Below are 16,737 nucleotides of genomic sequence, written 5' to 3' on the forward strand. Positions count from 1 at the left end.
GGCTCTGGCCACGGGTTGGCCAGACGTAGCAAGGCATGGAAGCAACGGGCGTACCCTGGTGTGCGCCGAAGAATCGAAGCTACAGGAGCCGATGTGTCCGCAGTCGCCCCCGACGGACGCAAGATGCTGCGCCTGGAGGTCCGGAACGCCCAGACCCCCATCGAGCGCAAGCCCGAGTGGATCAAGACCCGCGCGAAGATGGGTCCGGAGTACACGAAGATGCAGAGCCTCGTGAAGAGCGAGGGCCTGCACACGGTCTGCCAGGAGGCGGGCTGTCCCAACATCTTCGAGTGCTGGGAGGACCGCGAGGCGACCTTCCTCATCGGCGGTGACCAGTGCACCCGGCGCTGCGACTTCTGCCAGATCGACACCGGCAAGCCGGAGGCCCTCGACCGCGACGAGCCGCGCCGCGTGGGCGAGTCCGTCGTCACGATGGACCTGAACTACGCCACCATCACCGGCGTCGCCCGCGACGACCTGGAGGACGGCGGCGCCTGGCTCTACGCCGAGACCGTGCGCCAGATCCACCGGCAGACCGCGGAGCGTGCCGCCGGCCGCACCAAGGTCGAGCTGCTCGCCCCCGACTTCAACGCGGTGCCGGAGCTCCTCAAGGAGGTCTTCGACTCCCGCCCCGAGGTCTTCGCGCACAACGTCGAGACGGTCCCGCGGATCTTCAAGCGGATCCGCCCCGGTTTCCGCTACGAGCGCTCGCTGGACGTCATCACCCAGGCCCGTGACTACGGTCTGGTCACGAAGTCCAACCTGATCCTCGGCATGGGCGAGACCCGCGAGGAGGTCAGCGAGGCGCTGAAGCAGCTGCACGACGCCGGCTGCGAGCTCATCACCATCACCCAGTACCTGCGCCCCTCGGTCCGTCACCACCCCGTCGAGCGCTGGGTGAAGCCGCAGGAGTTCGTGGAGCTGAAGGAGGAGGCCGACCAGATCGGCTTCTCCGGCGTGATGTCGGGCCCGCTGGTCCGTTCCTCGTACCGCGCCGGGCGCCTGTACCAGCAGGCGATCGAGAAGCGGGGCGCGAACGTGGAGGCCGTGCAGGCGGTGTGAGTCGCCGCACACGTGGTTACCCGCCGGTATCCGGCCGGGGAGAGCGGCCCGTACGACCCCGCAGTTCAGCGGGGCGGTACGGGCCGCTCCGCCGTCCGGGGGTCCCACATCAGCGTTTCATCAGGGTTTGACCGTCGGGTCATGCCCTGGTAACACCGTTCTGTGAGCATGGTTCCACGCAACGCCACCATCAGCTCGCTCCCCCACCTCGTCTCACCCGCCCCCGAGAGAGGACCCCTCATGCCGGCCGCGTCGACGCATGTCCGCGTCAGTGCCCTCCCGTCCGTCACCGGCGCCCTGCGCGCCGTCGAGTCCCTGCTCCTGGGCGCGGGACAGCGCACCGCCCGGCGCAACGCCTGGACCTCCGTCCTGGAGGACCGCCGCCGCGCCAAGGACCGCATCGAGGCCCAGCACGTCCTGGAGGCCGCGTCTGGCCGGACGTCGCGGGCCACGTAGACTTCAAGGCATGGCGAGGAAGGCAAACACGGGCGGCGCTGACGCCGCGAACCCCGGGCGACTGAAGCAGATCGCCCTCACGTACAAGATGACCCGGAAGGCCGACCCCAAGGTCGGGCTCGTCGTGGCCGGCGTGGGCATCGTCGTACTCGGTGTCCTCCTCGGTATCGGCTTCCTGATCGGACACCCGGTCTACCTGGGCATCCTGGGCTTCGTCCTGGCGCTCCTGGCGATGGCGATCGTCTTCGGGCGGCGCGCCGAGCGGGCGGCCTTCGGGCAGATGGAGGGACAGCCGGGCGCCGCCGCGGCGGTGCTGCAGAACATCGGGCGCGGCTGGACCGTGACCCCCGCGGTCGCGATGAACCGCAGCCAGGACGTCGTGCACCGGGCGGTCGGCCGCCAGGGCATCGTCCTGGTCGGCGAGGGCAACCCGAACCGGCTGAAGCCCCTCCTCGCGGCCGAGAAGAAGAAGATGGCCCGCATCCTGGTCGACGTGCCGGTGACGGACATCGTCGTCGGCAACGACGAGGAGCAGGGCCAGGTCCCGCTCAAGAAGGTCCGCACCAAGATGCTGAAGCTGCCCCGGTTGCTCAGCGGTCCCCAGGTGACGGCCGCCAACGACCGGCTGCGGGCGATGGGCGACCTCATGAGCAACATGCCGCTGCCGAAGGGCCCGATGCCCAAGGGCATGAAGATGCCGCGCGGCGGAAAGATGCGTTGACGCGCACGGAAGGCGCGCGAAGGGCGGCGCCCCGGACCCGTGAGGTCCGGGGCGCCGCCCTTCGTCATGGCCCGGACGGGCTCAGGCGCGAATCTGGACGGCGCCGGAGAGGCGGTCGTGGAGGCCGCGCCCGTCGCGGTCCCAGATGAGCGCGGGCATCGCCAGGCAGGTCAGGGCGGCGCGGAGCACGGCGCGGGGCAGCGAGAGGCGACCGCCCGCGACGGAGACGACCCGCAGGCGGAAGAGGAGCTTCCCAGGGGTGGCACCGACGGTGCCGACAGTCAGGGCGAGCATGACGAACAGGATGAGGAGGGCCCAGTTCTGGCTGGTCTGGCCATAGCTCTGGGTGATGAGTCCGTATGCGATCACGCTGCACAGGCCCCAGTCCACCGCGAGCGCGCCGAGCCGCGCCCCGGGACGGGCGATCGAGCCGGGCCCCTCCTCGGGGAGGCCCAGCTGCTGCCCCCGGTAGCCGAAGTCCACGCCTGCTTGCTCCGCCGCGGCGCGGGGGCCGGAGAGCCACGATCCGAGTGCTTGCCTGTTGTCCACCCGACCACCGTACTGCGCCCGTTTTCGATCACTTCGGTCCGGGTGCGGATGGGGCGCGACACGGAGGGCCGCCACCCGCACCGGTTAACTTCGACGAAACAAATGGGTCATGCTTGAGAAATCCCGGCTGCCTAGGGTCGGGTCCGAGCGTGCGCCACCGCACTGGTGCATCACCGAGCTGCAACCCCGCCCCTCCCCGGGCCGGGAGTAGGAGGAGTTGGATGTCCAAGCACGGGTTCCAGAACGCCGAAGAGGTCGCGAAGTTCATCAGGGACGAGGACGTCAAGATGGTCGACGTCCGCTTCTGTGACCTTCCCGGCGTGATGCAGCACTTCTCGATCCCGGCGACGGCCTTCGACCCGTCCGAGGAGCTGGCCTTCGACGGCTCGTCGATCCGCGGCTTCCAGGCCATCCACGAGTCCGACATGGCGCTGCGCGCGGACCTCTCGACGGCCCGCCTGGACCCGTTCCGCCGCGACAAGACGCTCAACATCAACTTCTTCATCCACGACCCGATCACGGGCGAGCAGTACAGCCGTGACCCGCGGAACATCGCGAAGAAGGCGGAGGCGTACCTGGCCTCCACCGGCATCGCCGACACCGCGTACTTCGGTCCCGAGGCCGAGTTCTACGTCTTCGACTCGGTCCGCTTCGAGACCTCCGCGAACCAGGGCTTCTACCACATCGACTCCGAGGCCGGCGCCTGGAACACCGGTGCTGAGGAGAACAACCGCGGTTACAAGGTCCGCTACAAGGGCGGCTACTTCCCGGCCCCGCCGGTCGACCACTTCGCCGACCTGCGCGCCGAGATGTCCCTGGAGCTGGAGAAGGTCGGCCTCCAGGTCGAGCGCCAGCACCACGAGGTGGGCACCGCCGGCCAGGCCGAGATCAACTACAAGTTCAACACGCTGCTCGCCGCGGCCGACGACCTGATGCTGTTCAAGTACATCATCAAGAACGTCGCCTGGCGGAACGGCAAGTCCGCGACCTTCATGCCGAAGCCGATCTTCGGCGACAACGGCTCGGGCATGCACGTCCACCAGTCGCTGTGGTCCAACGGCGACCCGCTGTTCTACGACGAGGCCGGCTACGCGGGCCTGTCGGACACCGCGCGCTACTACATCGGCGGCATCCTCAAGCACGCCCCGTCGCTGCTCGCCTTCACCAACCCGACGGTGAACTCCTACCACCGCCTGGTCCCGGGCTTCGAGGCGCCGGTCAACCTGGTCTACTCGCAGCGCAACCGCTCCGCCGCCATGCGCATCCCGATCACGGGCTCGAACCCGAAGGCCAAGCGCGTCGAGTTCCGCGCGCCGGACCCGTCCTCGAACCCGTACCTCGCCTTCTCCGCCCTCCTCCTCGCGGGCCTCGACGGCGTCAAGAACAAGATCGAGCCCATGGAGCCGATCGACAAGGACCTGTACGAGCTCGCCCCCGAGGAGCACGCGAGCGTCCCGCAGGTCCCGACCAACCTGGAGGCCGTGCTCAAGGCCCTGGAGGAGGACAACGAGTACCTCCAGGCCGGCGGTGTCTTCACCTCCGACCTGATCGAGACCTGGATCGACTACAAGCGCACCAGCGAGATCGCCCCGATCCAGCTCCGCCCGCACCCGCACGAGTTCGAGCTCTACTACGACCTCTAGACCGCAGGGCGCACCAGACGCACCGCTGAGGGCCGCCGCCCCCGGAATCCCCGGGGACGGCGGCCCTCGCCGTGTGTCGTCGTCCGCGTCAGTGGTTCTGGCGGATGAAGGTGCGGACCAGGCGGCAGGTGGTGTCCGAGGGCGGGTGGATGCCTATGCGGTGGGCCGTGGTGCGGATGGTGGCGTTGGTGGCCTTGGACGGGATGTAGACGCCGGCGTCGAGGAGGGCGATCGCGAGGCGCATCGCCTTCAGGCGGCGGTTGTGGGTGACGTACCACTCGCGCGGGCGGCCGGCCGGGAGGGGCTTCTTCAGGAGCGGCGTGAAGGGTTCGATGGACGGCCTGCGGATCACGGCTGTTGCCACGGGCTACCTCCTGGCGAACGGGGGCGGGGACCCTCCCCGGGGCCCCTGCCTTCTGCTTCTATTTTAGGTGCCACCACTGACAATCGGGCCTGGTCGGACGGGGTTTGGCGGTAGTTTGAGGGGATGGAGATCTGGATCAACCCCGCCTGTTCCAAGTGCCGCAGCGCCCTCACCCTGCTCGACGCGGAGGGCGCCGAGTACACCGTCCGGAAGTACCTGGAGGACGTGCCCTCCGCGGCGGAGATCCGGGACGTGCTCGGCCGGCTCGGGCTCGAACCGTGGGACATCACCCGCACCGGCGAGGCCGTCGCCAAGGAGCTCGGTCTGAAGGAGTGGGGGCGGGAGCCGGCGGACCGGGAGCGGTGGATCGAGGCGCTGTCGGCGCACCCGAAGCTCATCCAGCGGCCCCTCATCACCGCCGAGGACGGCACGGCCGTCGTCGGCCGCTCGGAGGAGGCCGTACGGGACGCGCTCGGGCGCGGTTGACCGGCCGGGCGGGGGTGAGCCGGCCGGCGGGGTCAGCCGGCCGCCGCGCGGACCTCCGCCTCCGTGAGGAGTTCGGTGAGGCGGAGGCCGAAGCGGGCGTCGCAGGGGTGGGGGGTGCCGGTGCGGGCCGCCGCCAGCAGGGCGTCGACGGCGTGGCCGTACGCCTCCGCCGCGCCGTTCCAGCCGGGGAGGTCCGCGCGGCCCGCCGCGCCGTGCAGTGTGATCGACGCGCCCGCCGCCGCCGGCGGGGCGCTCAGCGTGAGGGTGGCGGTGCTGCTCGCGCCCGAGGTGTGACGGAGGACCAGGTGGTGGGTGTCCTCCGGGCCCCTCGCCGCGGTCAGGGACGTCACGTCGCCGAGGACCGGCAGCAGGACGGAGAGGACGTGCGGGCCGACGTCCCAGAGGCCGCCCTTGTCGCGGCGCCAGGGGGAGGCCGCGTACGGGCTCTCGGAGCCGGGGGCGTAGAGCGAGCCCAGCCAGCGGGCCTCGGCGACGTACCAGCCGCCCGCCGCCCGCTGCTCCTCGATCCAGCGGGCGGTCTCCGGGGCGAAGCGGAGGGTGCAGAAGACGACCGAGGTCACGTCCGCCTTGTCGGCCGCCTCCGCGACCTCGCGGGCCGCGGTGACCGTGGTCGCCAGCGGCTTGTCGAGGAGGAGGTGGCAGCCCGCCCGGGCCGCGCGGGCGGCGACGGTGGCCTGGACGTCCGGCGGGAGCGCCACCGCCACGGCGTCGCACTCGGCGAGCAGCACGTCCAGGTCCTCGTACGCGCGCGTGCCGGAGGCCGCGGCGAGTTCGGCGGCCGCCTCCGGGCGCCGCCCCCACACCCCGGCGAACTCGATCCCCTCGTGCGCGGCGAGCGCCGGCGCGTGGGTCCTGGCCGCCCAGGGGCCGGTGCCGACGAGTCCGATACGGGGACGCTGGTGTGCGGAGAGGATCGCCATGCGCCCAGTCTGCCCGGCCGGGGCGGCCCGCTCCCACCCGATATCGGCTGGCGCCGCTCCCCCGGGCCCGGTTAGCGTGCGTCCGTGCCGGCCGCGGGACTTCGGTACGACTTCCGGAACCTGCCTGGTAAAGCAACGTCTTCGCTGATCGTGCCTCCTCTCCCCGGCCGGCACGCCGACACGCGAGGAGGGGGACGCCGTGTCCGAGCTCGTCGCCGCGGAGGACGTGCTGCTGTTCGTCAACGCGGCCGTGACCGCGACCGGCCAGCGGGAGTTCCGGTCGTCCGCCGCCGAGCAGCAGCTGTCACTGGCCTTCCTCCACGAGTACGTACGGGTCAACTACCGCCCGCTGTACGCCGCCTGCCTGGCGCTCGACATCAACGACCACAACGCCGCCCTCGTCGTCGAGCAGCTGCTGCGCACGCCCGGCGAGGCCGGGGACGGGGAGGGGCGGCTCGTCGCGGCCCGGCTGGCGCGGATGGCGCCGCAGCGGGTGTACCGGCTGTTCCGGCGGCTGCGGCAGGCGGGCGTGAACAACCGGCGCACCCGCGCGATCGTGCGGGAGTGGCTGGCCGCCCGGCCGGACCCGGCGCTCGACGCGGTGAAGTACCGGCCCGGGGTGAAGGCCGCGCTCCGGCACGCGCACGTGCCGGCCGCCGACGCCGAGACCGGCGACTTCCTCTTCGCGCCGGGGCGCCGGGTGCGGTACGCGCACCCGACGCTGGAGGCGTACCGGCGGGCGCACTACGAGGAGAGCGCGCTCTACGGGCTGCCGTTCAGCGTCGCGGAGGGGTTCGCTGCGAGGCACGGGGTGGGCCGGGAGGCGTTCCTGGAGCGGATCGCGCCCCGGATGACGCGGCTCGAACGGCTGCGGACCGACCGGGCCGCCGGAACCGCCAGGACCGCCGGCGACCTGGCCGGGATGCCGCTGACGAGGCTGGCGCTCTCCGTGCTGGCGCTGCCGTTCGCGGAACGGGCGGCGCGGCGGGAGGAGCTGACCGGGGCGCTGCGGGCGGCGGCGCGGCGGGCGGCGGGGCCGCACGCGGGCGGCTGGGGGCGGGTCGCGGCCGTGCTCGACGACAGCTTCTCCTCGTCGGGTTCGGCGGTGAAGCGGCGCCGGCCGCTGGCCGTGGCGCTCGGCTGCCACTTCCTCCTGGAGGCGCTGGCGGCACCGGGGGCGTACACCGGTCTGTGGACGTCGGGGGGTACGGATCCGCTGCTCGTCCGACCGTACGGGCCGACCCCGCTCGGCCTGCGGATCCTGGACGCGCTCGACGGCGGCCCCGACCGGCTGGTGATCGTCTCGGACGGCTGGGACAACGCGCCGCCGGGTCTCGCGGGCGAGGTGCTGCGGGTCTGGCGGTCGCGGCTCGATCCGGGGCGGCGGACGGCCGCGGTCCATGTGAACCCCGTATACGACGCGGGGGTCTTCGACGTGCGCCGGCTGGGGCCCTCGGTGCCCGCCGTCGGGATCCGGGACGCGGAGGACCTGCCGGCGCTGGTGGAGATCGCCGGGTTCGCGGAGGGGCGGACCGGGCTGACCGAGCTGCGCGCCTATCTGGACCGGCGGGTGGCGGACCTGCTCGCTGCGCACGAGAAGGGACGGACGGCGTGACGCGGATCGATCTGACCGGGCTCGACACCCGGCCCGCGCAGGTGTGGGGCGGGGTGCGGCTCGTGCCGCTGGTGCGGGCCGAGCCGGTGCCGGGGCTGCGGCTGAGCCGGGAGGTGTACGAGGCGGCGGACGGCCGCGTGGACGTCGGGGACGGCACGGTGTACACGTCGTACGTCCCGCACGGCTTCGTCGCGGACTGGTCGGGGGCGGGACGCGAGGAGGCGGCGTACGGGACCCGGCTGGGCGACGCGCCGCCGGCCGGCGTGCCCGTCCGCGCCCCGCACCGCCGGCTCGCCCGGCGGGTGCGCGGCGAGCGGCGGCTGCGGTTCCTGCCGCTCCACCTCGCGCTGGAGGGGTATCTGTCGCTGCACTTCGGCGGGCCGAGCGTGCTGTGGGAGGAGTGGTCGCGGGCCGCGCTGCGGCGGGGCCTGTCGCCGCGCGCGGAGGCGGCCTACGCGGGGTGGGAGGTGCCGGGGCTCGCGGAGGCGCTGCGGGTGTTCGAGCTGCACCCGGGGCAGTGCGGGGTGCTCGTGTACACGGCGGACGCCCTGGCCGCGGCCTTCGTCGTCCCGCACCCGGAGGACTACCGGCTGCTGCACCCGACGCTGGTGGAGGACCTGTACGGGGAGCTGGTGCACCAGTACGCGTACTACGGGGGTCCGGTGCCCGAGTTCACCGCCCGGATCCGGGACGGCGCCGGCGGTATCCGGGACCTCGCGGACCTGCGGGCGGCGGCCCGGGAGCAGGAGCGGCGCTGGGCGGTCGCGCACGACGGGCTGATGGCGCGGGACCTCCTCGACACCCCGTACGCCTTCGAGCGGGCGTACCGGATGGGGTCCTTCGCGCTGTACCGGTTCCTGCCGCCGTTCGCGCGGGACGGGCGGGGGCAGCACATCGGCGAGCTGATCACCGACCACAAGGGGCGGACGGCCTATCTGAAGACCTTCCGGCTCTCGGACGCGCAGGTCAGGCGGGGTTACCTGCTCCGCCGGCTGGCGTCCTGCGACTGGCACCCGGGGCGGACGGCGGAGGCGCTGGGGATCGCGCGGGAGGAGCTGGTCCGGCGGATCCGGGCGGCCGGGTTCGGAGCGCTGCTCGACGCGCACGGGCTCGCACAGGCGGCCCGGAATGCGCGGGAAGGCTGAGTAACACGGGGTTCACAAACGGGCAACCGAAGGGAAATCCCGTGTTGCGAAGCTGCGGTCACACGAAAGGCGCTCCAGACGGCAGGCCGGGTCCCGGCCGGGCGTTCGGCGCCGCCACCGCAGCTTCTCGCAGCGCCGCGAGCCGCCGCGGATCCCCGCAGCAGCACGCCACGCCCTAAGGATGACCCCGTGACCTTCAAGGCTGAGTACATCTGGATCGACGGCACCGAGCCGACCGCGAAGCTTCGCTCGAAGACGAAGATCCTCGCGGGCGAGGGGCTGCCGCTGGCGGAGCTGCCGATCTGGGGCTTCGACGGTTCCAGCACCAACCAGGCCAAGGGCCACGCCTCGGACCGCGTGCTCAAGCCGGTCTTCTCGTGCCCGGACCCGATCCGCGGCGGCAACGACGTCCTGGTGCTGTGCGAGGTCCTCAACACGGACATGACGCCGCACGAGTCCAACACCCGTGCCGCGCTGGCCGAGGTCGCCGCGAAGTACGCCTCCCAGGAGCCGATCTTCGGCATCGAGCAGGAGTACACCTTCTTCGAGGGCACCCGTCCGCTCGGCTTCCCGGTCAACGGCTTCCCGGCCCCGCAGGGCGGCTACTACTGCGGCGTCGGCGTGGACGAGATCCACGGCCGTCCGATCGTCGAGGCCCACCTGGAGAACTGCCTCAAGGCGGGTCTGGGCATCTCCGGCATCAACGCCGAGGTCATGCCCGGCCAGTGGGAGTTCCAGGTCGGCCCGCTGGCGCCGCTCGAGGTCTCCGACCAGCTGTGGGTCGCCCGCTGGCTGCTCTACCGCACGGCCGAGGACTTCAACGTCTCCGCGACGCTCGACCCGAAGCCGGTGAAGGGCGACTGGAACGGCGCCGGCGCGCACACCAACTTCTCCACGAAGGCGATGCGCGAGGGCTACGACGCGATCATCACCGCGTGCGAGTCGCTGGGCGAGGGCTCGAAGCCGCTCGACCACGTCAAGAACTACGGCGCCGGCATCGACGACCGCCTGACCGGTCTGCACGAGACCGCCCCGTGGGACAAGTACTCCTACGGCGTCTCCGACCGCGGCGCCTCGGTCCGCATCCCGTGGCAGGTCGAGCAGGACCAGAAGGGCTACATCGAGGACCGCCGTCCGAACGCGAACGTCGACCCGTACGTGGTGACCCGCCTCCTGGTGGACACCTGCTGCGAGGCCCTCGCCAAGGCCGGCCAGGTCTGATCCCCCACCAGCTCCCCGACAGTGCCCGCCGGTTCCACCGGCGGGCACTGTCGCGTTCCCGGGCCCGCGCAGTACCTGGTCTCGGGGGACGACCGGCCGGTGGGCCGGGAGCAGGCCGAGGCGCTGGTGGACCGGCTGTGGCTGGAGCGGGTCGCGGAGTCGGCCGGCTGGGAGGGCGTCACGGACCCGGAGCGGCTGACGGCGGCCTTCGCGGGGCTGGAGCGGGCCGGAATCGTCGCCCGTGAGCACTTCACCTGCTGCCGCACGTGCGGGACGGCGGAGATCGGGGCGGAGGAGGGCGCCGACGAGGCGCGCGGCTTCGTCTACTTCCACCGCCAGTGCACGGAGACCGCGGCGGACGGCGATCCGCAGGCGGCGATCCTGGTGACGGGGTTGAACTGGCGCAGACGGCTGGTGGGCTGAGGCGGTGTCCGGTGGGTGGGACGGAACGGCCGATGGGTGGCGGGTGGCTGCCCGAAGAGGTTCCCTGCTGGTTTAATAGGGATATGGCCAGCATCCAGAACGACAGCGCGCGGGGTCGGCATGACCTCGAGCCGTTCTGGCCTTCCCGGCAGCACCACGACTTCGACCGGTGCTGTCGGCGCGTGAGGAACGCGTCGGCCCTCTAAAGCCGCGACCGGAGACGTGTCCGGTCCGGCCTTCGGCCGACGCGCAGTGACGTACGACGTCTGTCCGTCCGTTTCTTCGCGCGAGAAAGCCGAGACTTCCATGGCCCACACCCAGACCGCCGCCGCCCCGCTCGCCGCCTCCCGTCCCCGTCTGCGTGCCGTCGCGCCCGACGAGGCCGCCGGGATGGCCCGGGTCGCGGACTTCCTGCCGCCGGGTGCCACGCTGTTGCCGGCGCCGCCGCACGCCCTGCCCGTGCTGCCGGGCCGACCGCCGATGGTCGGGTACCTGGTGCTGCTGCCGGCCGACCGGCAGCCGGAGCCCGAACCCGGGGGTCTCCCCGAGGGGCCCGTCTCCATCGACGGCGAGCGGCGGATCGCCACCGTCGACGGGCGGGCGCTCGATCTGACCTATCTGGAGTTCGAGCTGCTCGCCCATCTCGTCGCCCACCCGCACCGGGTGCACACCCGCGACCAGCTGGTGCAGACGGTGTGGGGGTACGGGCACGTGGGCGACGGGCGCACCGTCGACGTCCATGTGGCGCGGCTGCGGCGGAAGCTGGGCGCCGAGCACCGCCACACGATCCAGACCGTGCGGCGGGTCGGCTACAAGTACCTGCCCTAGCCCCGGACCTGGGGGGCCAGGGTCTCCTTCCTCGTCCTCGCCCTGGTCACCAGGGTGAGGACGACCTCCGCGGCGAGCAGCACCAGCAGGCTGAGGCCGAGCAGCGGGACGAACCAGCCGACGAGGGCGGTCGCCGCCGCGAGGGGCAGCATCAGCGTCGCCGGCACCTTCCGCCAGGCGCCCCGGCCCACCGGCCGGCGCGGGCGGCGCAGCCACCACATGCGGTAGCCCCAGAGGATCATCAGGACCAGCGCGAGGGCGAGGGCGGCGAGCGCCACCTGGTTGAACAGACCCAGGAAGACGCCGGTGTGGGCGTCGATGCCGATCCGGGTCAGCTGGGCGAGGAGCGGGTAGTCCGCGAACCGGAGCCGGTCGAGGACGGTGCCGTCGGCCGGGTCCAGGGCGACCGAGTCCAGCTCGACCGGGAACTGCTTGTCGGTCTCCTTGACGACGTAGCCGCTGCCCTCGACGGGCAGCGTCACCGCTATCGAGGCGCTGTCGAGACCGGCGGCGCGGGCGGCCGCCACCGCCCGGTCGACGCCGATGTCGGCGGTCGCCGGGGCGGGGTCCGTTCCGTGCTGATGGCCGGTGCCGTGGCCGGCGTGCTCGGAGCCCGCGCCGGGGGCGGCGCCCGCCGACAGGGCCGGGGTCGCGCCGCCCAGGCCGTCCTGAAGGGTGCCGATGTTCTCGCCGGCGTACCGCGACCAGGTCAGGCCGGTCGCGGAGAGCAGCAGCAGCCCGAGCGCCGCCCAGAGGCCGACCGCGCCGTGCCAGGAGAGAGTGCGGCGGCGGGACTTCGGGCCGCCCTCGGGCAGCAGGAGCGCCCGCCGCCGTGTGCGGCGCCGGGCGACCCAGAGGACCAGACCGCCGAGGACCAGCACCCACAGCCAGCTCGCGGCCAGTTCGCTGTAGATCCGGCCGGGTTCGCCGAGGTGCAGGTCGCGGTGGAGCCCGTCGATCCAGGTGCGCAGCGGCAGGGCGCCGCTGCTGCCGTAGCTGGGCAGCTGTCCGCGCACCTCACCGGTGTACGGGTCGACGAAGACGGCCAGCGAGGTGCCCTCGGGCGCGTCGGGGTCGGCCATCAGGACGCGGGTGGTCGCGCCCGGTTCGGCGGCGGGCCAGACGGCGGTGACGGTGCCGTCCGGGTTCGCCTCGCGGGCGACGCCGACCTGGCGCTCCAGCGGGAGGACGGCGTCCCCGACGGGAACCTCGAGCTCGTGCGCGTACACCACCTTCTCGGCCTGGAAGGAGAGCGCGTACAGCAGTCCGCTGAGCGCGGCGACGAGGAGGAAGGGGGCGGTGAGCAGGCCGGCGGTGAAGTGGAGGCGGAGGAGGAGCGGGCGCAGGGCGCGCCAGGCGCCGGGGCGGCGCGGGGTGACGGGTGTGGGGGCGGGGGTGGGTGTTGCGGGGGTTCCCGGGGGTGCCTCGGTCGTGTCGGGGCGTGCGGGATCGTCGATGGTCATGACTGTCCTCGGTGTCTCGTGAGGGGTCTGCCGTCGGGCAGGGGGAAGCGGCCCCCGGCGTCAGACGAGCGGACCGAGGACCGTGGCGCGGGGGACGGACGGCCGGGGCGGGCCGCGCCGGGAGAGGACGTGCGCGAGGACGACGACGTGCGGACGCCGGGCGTCGCGGCGGGGCCGCCGGACCGGGCGGCGCGGGTCGGCGGGGGCGCCGGCGGGGCCGAGCGGCACGGCGAGGAGGTGCCGGAGCGGGGTGAGCGCGGCCTCCGCGAGCGCGAAGAAGGCGGCCTCGCCGCGGGCCAGCCACAGCCCGCAGAGCAGCGCGGCGAGGAGGTGGGCGGCGAGCATGCCGGCGCCGCCGTCGGTGAGGGCGGCGAGGCCGTCGGGGGCGGGGGCCGCGCCGGCCGGCTGCGGCATGTGGGCCAGGTGGCCCGTGTGCGGCGGGGTGGCGGCCGGGGTGTGGGCTCCGGTCAGGGAGAAGGCGAGGTGGAGGACGCCCTGGGCGGCGAGGGTGGCGCCCGCGCAGGCGACGGGGCCCCGGCGACGGCCGGCCGCGCACCAGGCGACCGCGCCCGTCGCGGCCAGGGCGGTGAGGAGGGTGAGCGGGTCGAGGGAGTGCGCAGACATGGACGAATGCCCCACGGCTGCCAGTACAGCGCATACGACCGCGAACAGGGCGGCTCGCAGGGCGCGCAGCGGCGACCGGGGATGCGTCATCGGGGACATCGTGTCACCCGCCCGGAGGACGGGGCAGACCGCCTGTGGATGGTACGGACCGGACTGTCCACGGGCGGTCCCGGCGCCCTCGGCGCTCCCGGCGGGAGGGGACGGGCTTGTGGTGCCGAGTCGGGCCGGGGCGCTTACGGTCGGAGGAGAACCGCGCGACGGGAGGAGCCCGACCCCATGCCCGCGATACCCGCCACCTCCGTCGCCAATCTGCGGGACCTCGGCGGTCTCCCGCTGGGCGACGGGCGTTCCGTACGGTCCGGGCTCGTGCTGCGGTCGGCGCAGCTCGACCGGCTGGAGCCGGACGAGGAGGCCGTGGCCGGGCTCAAGATCCGCACCGTCGTCGACCTGCGGACCGAGGCGGAGCGGGTCGACCGGCCCGACCGGCTGCCGGACGGGGCGCGGGCGGTCGTCGCGGACGTGCTCGCGGACCAGCTGGCGGCGAGCGGGCTGCCGCCGGCCGCGCGGCTCAAGACGCTGCTCGGCGATCCGGCGCTCGCGGAGCGGCACCTCGGCGGCGGGCGGATCGTCGACGCGATGCGGGGCACCTACCGGGCCTTCGTCACCAGCGACTCGGCCCGCGCCTCCTACCGGGCCCTCCTCACCGAGCTGGCCACGCCCGGCGCGGGCCCGCTGCTCTTCCACTGCACGGCGGGCAAGGACCGGACGGGCTGGGCGGCGACGGTGGTGCTCGGCCTGCTCGGCGCGGACGAGGCGACCGTCCGGGAGGAGTACCTGGCGGTCAACCCGGCGGTGCGGCAGGCGTTCGCGCCCCTGATCGAGGGCTTCGTCACCCAGGGCGGCGACCCCGAGCTGGTCCTGGCGCTGATCGGCGTACGACCGGAGTACCTGGACGCCGCGCTGGAGGAGGTGGCGACCCGTCACGGCTCCCTGGAGGCCTACGTACGCGACGGCCTGGGCGTCCCCGACGACCTGACCGCCCTGCTCCGGGAACGCCTGACGGTGTACGCGGCGTAGGAGCGCCGCCGTCGGCGGGCGGGCGCGTTCGGCGAGGGCTACGGCGGTTCGGCGGGGTTGGGGGCGGGGGCCGGGGTGACCATCGGAAGAATCGCTCGTTCTGCTGAAGGTGAGCACCCAGGATCTCGTTCCGTCGCCCGTGGGGCCCGTCGACGTCGAGCAGGCCGAGGCCGCCCTCGTCGAGCGCTATCCGCGTCTCGTACGCATCGCCTATCTGGTCCTGCCGCCGACGCTGGGGCGGAACCGGCGGGTGCTGACCGCGCACGCGCTCGTCCAGCGGGCGCTGCCTCGGCGGCGGGTGCCGGGGCCGGCCGTGCCCGGGGCCCGGCGGCCGGAGGACGCGGTGGACCCCGGGTACGCGTACGTGCGCGGCGAGGTGCTGCGGCAGGCGCTGGTGGCCGGGCTGCCGTTGCGGCGGTGGGCGCTGCCGCGCCGGGCGCAGTTGCCGCCGCTGCTGCCGCAGGTGTGGGGGCTGCGGCTGTTCCCGCGGGCCGGCGGGGCCGACGAACTGGCCCTGGACCAGCTGCTCTCCCGGCTCTCCGCGCCCGCCCGCGCCGCGTACGTGCTGCGCGGTCTGGAGCGCCAGGGGGACGCCGAGGTCCTCCGGGTCCTGGCCTCCGTGGGGGCCGGGGACCCCGAGTCGGCCCTCGCCGAGCTGGCCGCCCTGGAGGACGAACCGGAAGGCGGGCCGGAGGGCGGCCTGGAGGGCGAACCGGCGGACGAGCGCGGCGCCGGGCCTCGGCTCAGCGGGGCCTCGCTGCTCGAATCGGCGGAGTTCGATCCCTGCACCCTGCAGGCGCGGCCCGGGGACCTGCTCCGGCGCCGGCAGCACGGGCGGGCCGCGCTCGTGGGGGTGGTCGCGCTGCTGGTGTGCGGCGCGCTGCTCGGGCTGCCCGGCGACGGATGGGGCAGAAACGGTGCTGCTGCGCCCAGTTACGCCCGTAACCCCGCCGCCGAGGCCGCGCTCGATCCGGCGAAGGTGAAGCGGGTCCCGCCGGCCGTCTGGCCCGGGGCCGTACGCCGGGACTTCTCGGTGTGGCCCGCGCGCGGCGAACTCACCGGGGACACCGCGCTGTTGCGTCGGGCGCTCGCCGTGTGGGCGCGGCCCGGCGGGGCCGTGGAGTCGTCGGCGACACCGGGGACGCCGGTCGGGCCGCCGATGGGGCCGCCGCAACTCCTCTTCGCGGGGCGGGTGGACGCGGCCCGGGTGGTGCTCTTCCACGACGGCCTGCGGATCGTGCGGTACGCCGAGCCGGTGGAGGGCAGCGCCGGCGCCGGGCTCGACTTCGCACGCGCCGATGCCGCCGAGGGGCCCGGCGCCGCCGCCGTCGTGGTGACGCGGGCGGCCGGGAACGTGCGCTACCTGACCGCGCCCTGGGTGACCGGTGCCTCCGTGCGGGACCTGCTGATGCCCGCCAAGGAGCCGTGGCGGCTCGGGCGGGACGCGCACGGGGTGACCGACGCCGTGCCGAGCCCCGCGCTCGCCGAGGAGTGTGCCCGGTGGAACACCCTGGAGCTGACGGACGATGCCGGCGGCCGGCTCCTCGGCGACCTCGGCGAACTGCTGCCCGCCCGGCTGCTGTGGGGCACCCCCGACGCGCCCGTGGACGCGACCGGCCGGGAGGCGCGGGCGGCCTGGGCGCGGACGGCGTGCCAGCTGACGACGGTCGTCGGGCAGGGCGTCCGGTCGGTGCAGGCGTGGCGGTTCGCCCGGCAGACGCTGCCGGAGGGCGCGGGGCGGGCGACGTGGGTGTGCACCCGGGCGGAGACCTGGCGGGGCACCGGCAGCCGGGTGCTGGCGCAGTTCCTGCCGCCGGACCGGAAGGCGCCGGCCGCGCTCGCCTCCCGCGCGCAGGACGCCCCGGCGTGCGGGCCGCGGGAGCCCAGGGTGCTGGCCGGCGCGCTGTGGCAGGCGCCGGGCGGCGGCTGGTACGTGCTGGCGGCGGGCGGCCCGGACGTGGCCTCGGTCGAGGTGAAGGGCGGGGTCACCGCGCGTGCGGAGGGGGCGGTGCTCGCGGCGAAGGCGGGGGCGGGGGTGCGGGCGGAGGTGTCGGCGACGCTGGAGGACGGGCGGCGGATGCCGGCGTTGCGGTGACCGGTGCCGTTTGCGGGGCGTTCG

At 74.0% G+C, this 16,737-nt stretch carries 16 protein-coding genes and 1 pseudogene; 12 read left to right on the plus strand and 5 right to left on the minus strand.

The features are described from left to right. The first annotated feature begins 93 nt into the window (after positions 1 to 93). The 3 genes from lipA to ABFY03_RS11165 all read left to right on the plus strand — a co-directional run bounded on the left by lipA (position 94) and on the right by ABFY03_RS11165 (position 2,239). Positions 94 to 1,062, plus strand: a complete 969-nt coding sequence (gene lipA / locus ABFY03_RS11155) for a lipoyl synthase (protein WP_319008023.1) — start codon at positions 94 to 96, stop codon at positions 1,060 to 1,062. A gap of 240 nt (positions 1,063 to 1,302) precedes the next feature. Then, positions 1,303 to 1,518 (plus strand): SCO2195 family GlnR-regulated protein, encoded by a 216-nt coding sequence (locus tag ABFY03_RS11160; RefSeq protein WP_031014074.1) that lies wholly within the window; start codon positions 1,303 to 1,305, stop codon positions 1,516 to 1,518. Between the two features lie 10 nt (positions 1,519 to 1,528). Further along, the gene (locus tag ABFY03_RS11165) at positions 1,529 to 2,239 is read left to right on the plus strand and encodes a DUF4191 domain-containing protein (protein WP_030496770.1); all 711 of its coding nucleotides are present in this window, start codon (positions 1,529 to 1,531) and stop codon (positions 2,237 to 2,239) included. Between the two features lie 81 nt (positions 2,240 to 2,320). Here ABFY03_RS11165 and ABFY03_RS11170 read toward each other — a convergent pair whose 3' ends face one another. After that, positions 2,321 to 2,788: an RDD family protein gene (locus ABFY03_RS11170; protein WP_346169801.1), complete on the minus strand. Its 468-nt coding sequence runs from the start codon at positions 2,786 to 2,788 to the stop codon at positions 2,321 to 2,323. 221 nt (positions 2,789 to 3,009) lie between these two features. On the opposite strand from ABFY03_RS11170, the gene glnA reads away from it, so the two are divergent. Further along, a complete protein-coding gene (gene glnA, locus ABFY03_RS11175; protein ID WP_319011892.1) occupies positions 3,010 to 4,431 on the plus strand; it encodes a type I glutamate--ammonia ligase in 1,422 nt (473 codons plus the stop codon). Between the two features lie 88 nt (positions 4,432 to 4,519). Here the strand turns inward: glnA and ABFY03_RS11180 are convergent, their stop codons facing one another. Then, positions 4,520 to 4,795: a hypothetical protein gene (locus ABFY03_RS11180; protein WP_346169802.1), complete on the minus strand. Its 276-nt coding sequence runs from the start codon at positions 4,793 to 4,795 to the stop codon at positions 4,520 to 4,522. Positions 4,796 to 4,918: 123 nt separating this feature from the next. Here ABFY03_RS11180 and ABFY03_RS11185 point away from each other — a divergent pair, with 123 nt between their 5' ends. Further along, positions 4,919 to 5,281, plus strand: coding sequence for an arsenate reductase family protein (locus tag ABFY03_RS11185; RefSeq protein WP_346169803.1), 363 nt, complete (start codon positions 4,919 to 4,921; stop codon positions 5,279 to 5,281). Positions 5,282 to 5,313: 32 nt separating this feature from the next. On the opposite strand, the gene ABFY03_RS11190 is transcribed toward ABFY03_RS11185, so the two are convergent. Next, complete coding sequence (locus tag ABFY03_RS11190) at positions 5,314 to 6,222, minus strand: Gfo/Idh/MocA family protein (RefSeq protein ID WP_346169804.1); 909 nt, start codon at positions 6,220 to 6,222, stop codon at positions 5,314 to 5,316. 199 nt (positions 6,223 to 6,421) lie between these two features. On the opposite strand from ABFY03_RS11190, the gene ABFY03_RS11195 reads away from it, so the two are divergent. The 5 genes and pseudogenes from ABFY03_RS11195 to ABFY03_RS11215 all read left to right on the plus strand — a co-directional run bounded on the left by ABFY03_RS11195 (position 6,422) and on the right by ABFY03_RS11215 (position 11,454). After that, a complete protein-coding gene (locus ABFY03_RS11195; protein ID WP_319011889.1) occupies positions 6,422 to 7,837 on the plus strand; it encodes a hypothetical protein in 1,416 nt (471 codons plus the stop codon). Further along, positions 7,834 to 8,982: an ARPP-2 domain-containing protein gene (locus ABFY03_RS11200; protein ID WP_319011888.1), complete on the plus strand. Its 1,149-nt coding sequence runs from the start codon at positions 7,834 to 7,836 to the stop codon at positions 8,980 to 8,982. The genes ABFY03_RS11195 and ABFY03_RS11200 overlap by 4 nt, the downstream gene beginning before the upstream one ends. Before the next feature lie 189 nt (positions 8,983 to 9,171). Further along, entirely contained in the window at positions 9,172 to 10,203 is a 1,032-nt protein-coding gene (gene glnII / locus ABFY03_RS11205; RefSeq protein WP_319011887.1) for a glutamine synthetase, read from the plus strand. 69 nt (positions 10,204 to 10,272) lie between these two features. Next, positions 10,273 to 10,626, plus strand: a pseudogene (locus ABFY03_RS11210) (DUF6891 domain-containing protein); the annotation flags it as partial. A 306-nt stretch (positions 10,627 to 10,932) separates the two neighbouring features. Beyond that, complete coding sequence (locus tag ABFY03_RS11215) at positions 10,933 to 11,454, plus strand: winged helix-turn-helix domain-containing protein (RefSeq protein WP_319011886.1); 522 nt, start codon at positions 10,933 to 10,935, stop codon at positions 11,452 to 11,454. Here ABFY03_RS11215 and ABFY03_RS11220 read toward each other — a convergent pair. Both ABFY03_RS11220 and ABFY03_RS11225 read right to left on the minus strand, forming a co-directional pair. Beyond that, positions 11,451 to 12,917, minus strand: a complete 1,467-nt coding sequence (locus ABFY03_RS11220) for a PepSY-associated TM helix domain-containing protein (protein ID WP_346169805.1) — start codon at positions 12,915 to 12,917, stop codon at positions 11,451 to 11,453. The two genes, ABFY03_RS11215 and ABFY03_RS11220, sit on opposite strands and share 4 nt — an antisense overlap. 60 nt (positions 12,918 to 12,977) lie before the next feature. Then, positions 12,978 to 13,541, minus strand: coding sequence for a hypothetical protein (locus ABFY03_RS11225; protein ID WP_346169806.1), 564 nt, complete (start codon positions 13,539 to 13,541; stop codon positions 12,978 to 12,980). A 276-nt stretch (positions 13,542 to 13,817) separates the two neighbouring features. On the opposite strand from ABFY03_RS11225, the gene ABFY03_RS11230 reads away from it, so the two are divergent. Both ABFY03_RS11230 and ABFY03_RS11235 read left to right on the plus strand, forming a co-directional pair. Beyond that, the gene (locus ABFY03_RS11230) at positions 13,818 to 14,618 is read left to right on the plus strand and encodes a tyrosine-protein phosphatase (RefSeq protein ID WP_346169807.1); all 801 of its coding nucleotides are present in this window, start codon (positions 13,818 to 13,820) and stop codon (positions 14,616 to 14,618) included. 109 nt (positions 14,619 to 14,727) lie between these two features. Further along, the gene (locus ABFY03_RS11235; protein WP_319011882.1) at positions 14,728 to 16,713 is read left to right on the plus strand and encodes a hypothetical protein; all 1,986 of its coding nucleotides are present in this window, start codon (positions 14,728 to 14,730) and stop codon (positions 16,711 to 16,713) included. Positions 16,714 to 16,737 lie beyond the last annotated feature (24 nt).

Origin of the sequence: Streptomyces roseofulvus, from assembly GCF_039534915.1 — a bacterium.
GTDB classification, from domain to species: Bacteria; Actinomycetota; Actinomycetes; order Streptomycetales; family Streptomycetaceae; genus Streptomyces; species Streptomyces roseofulvus.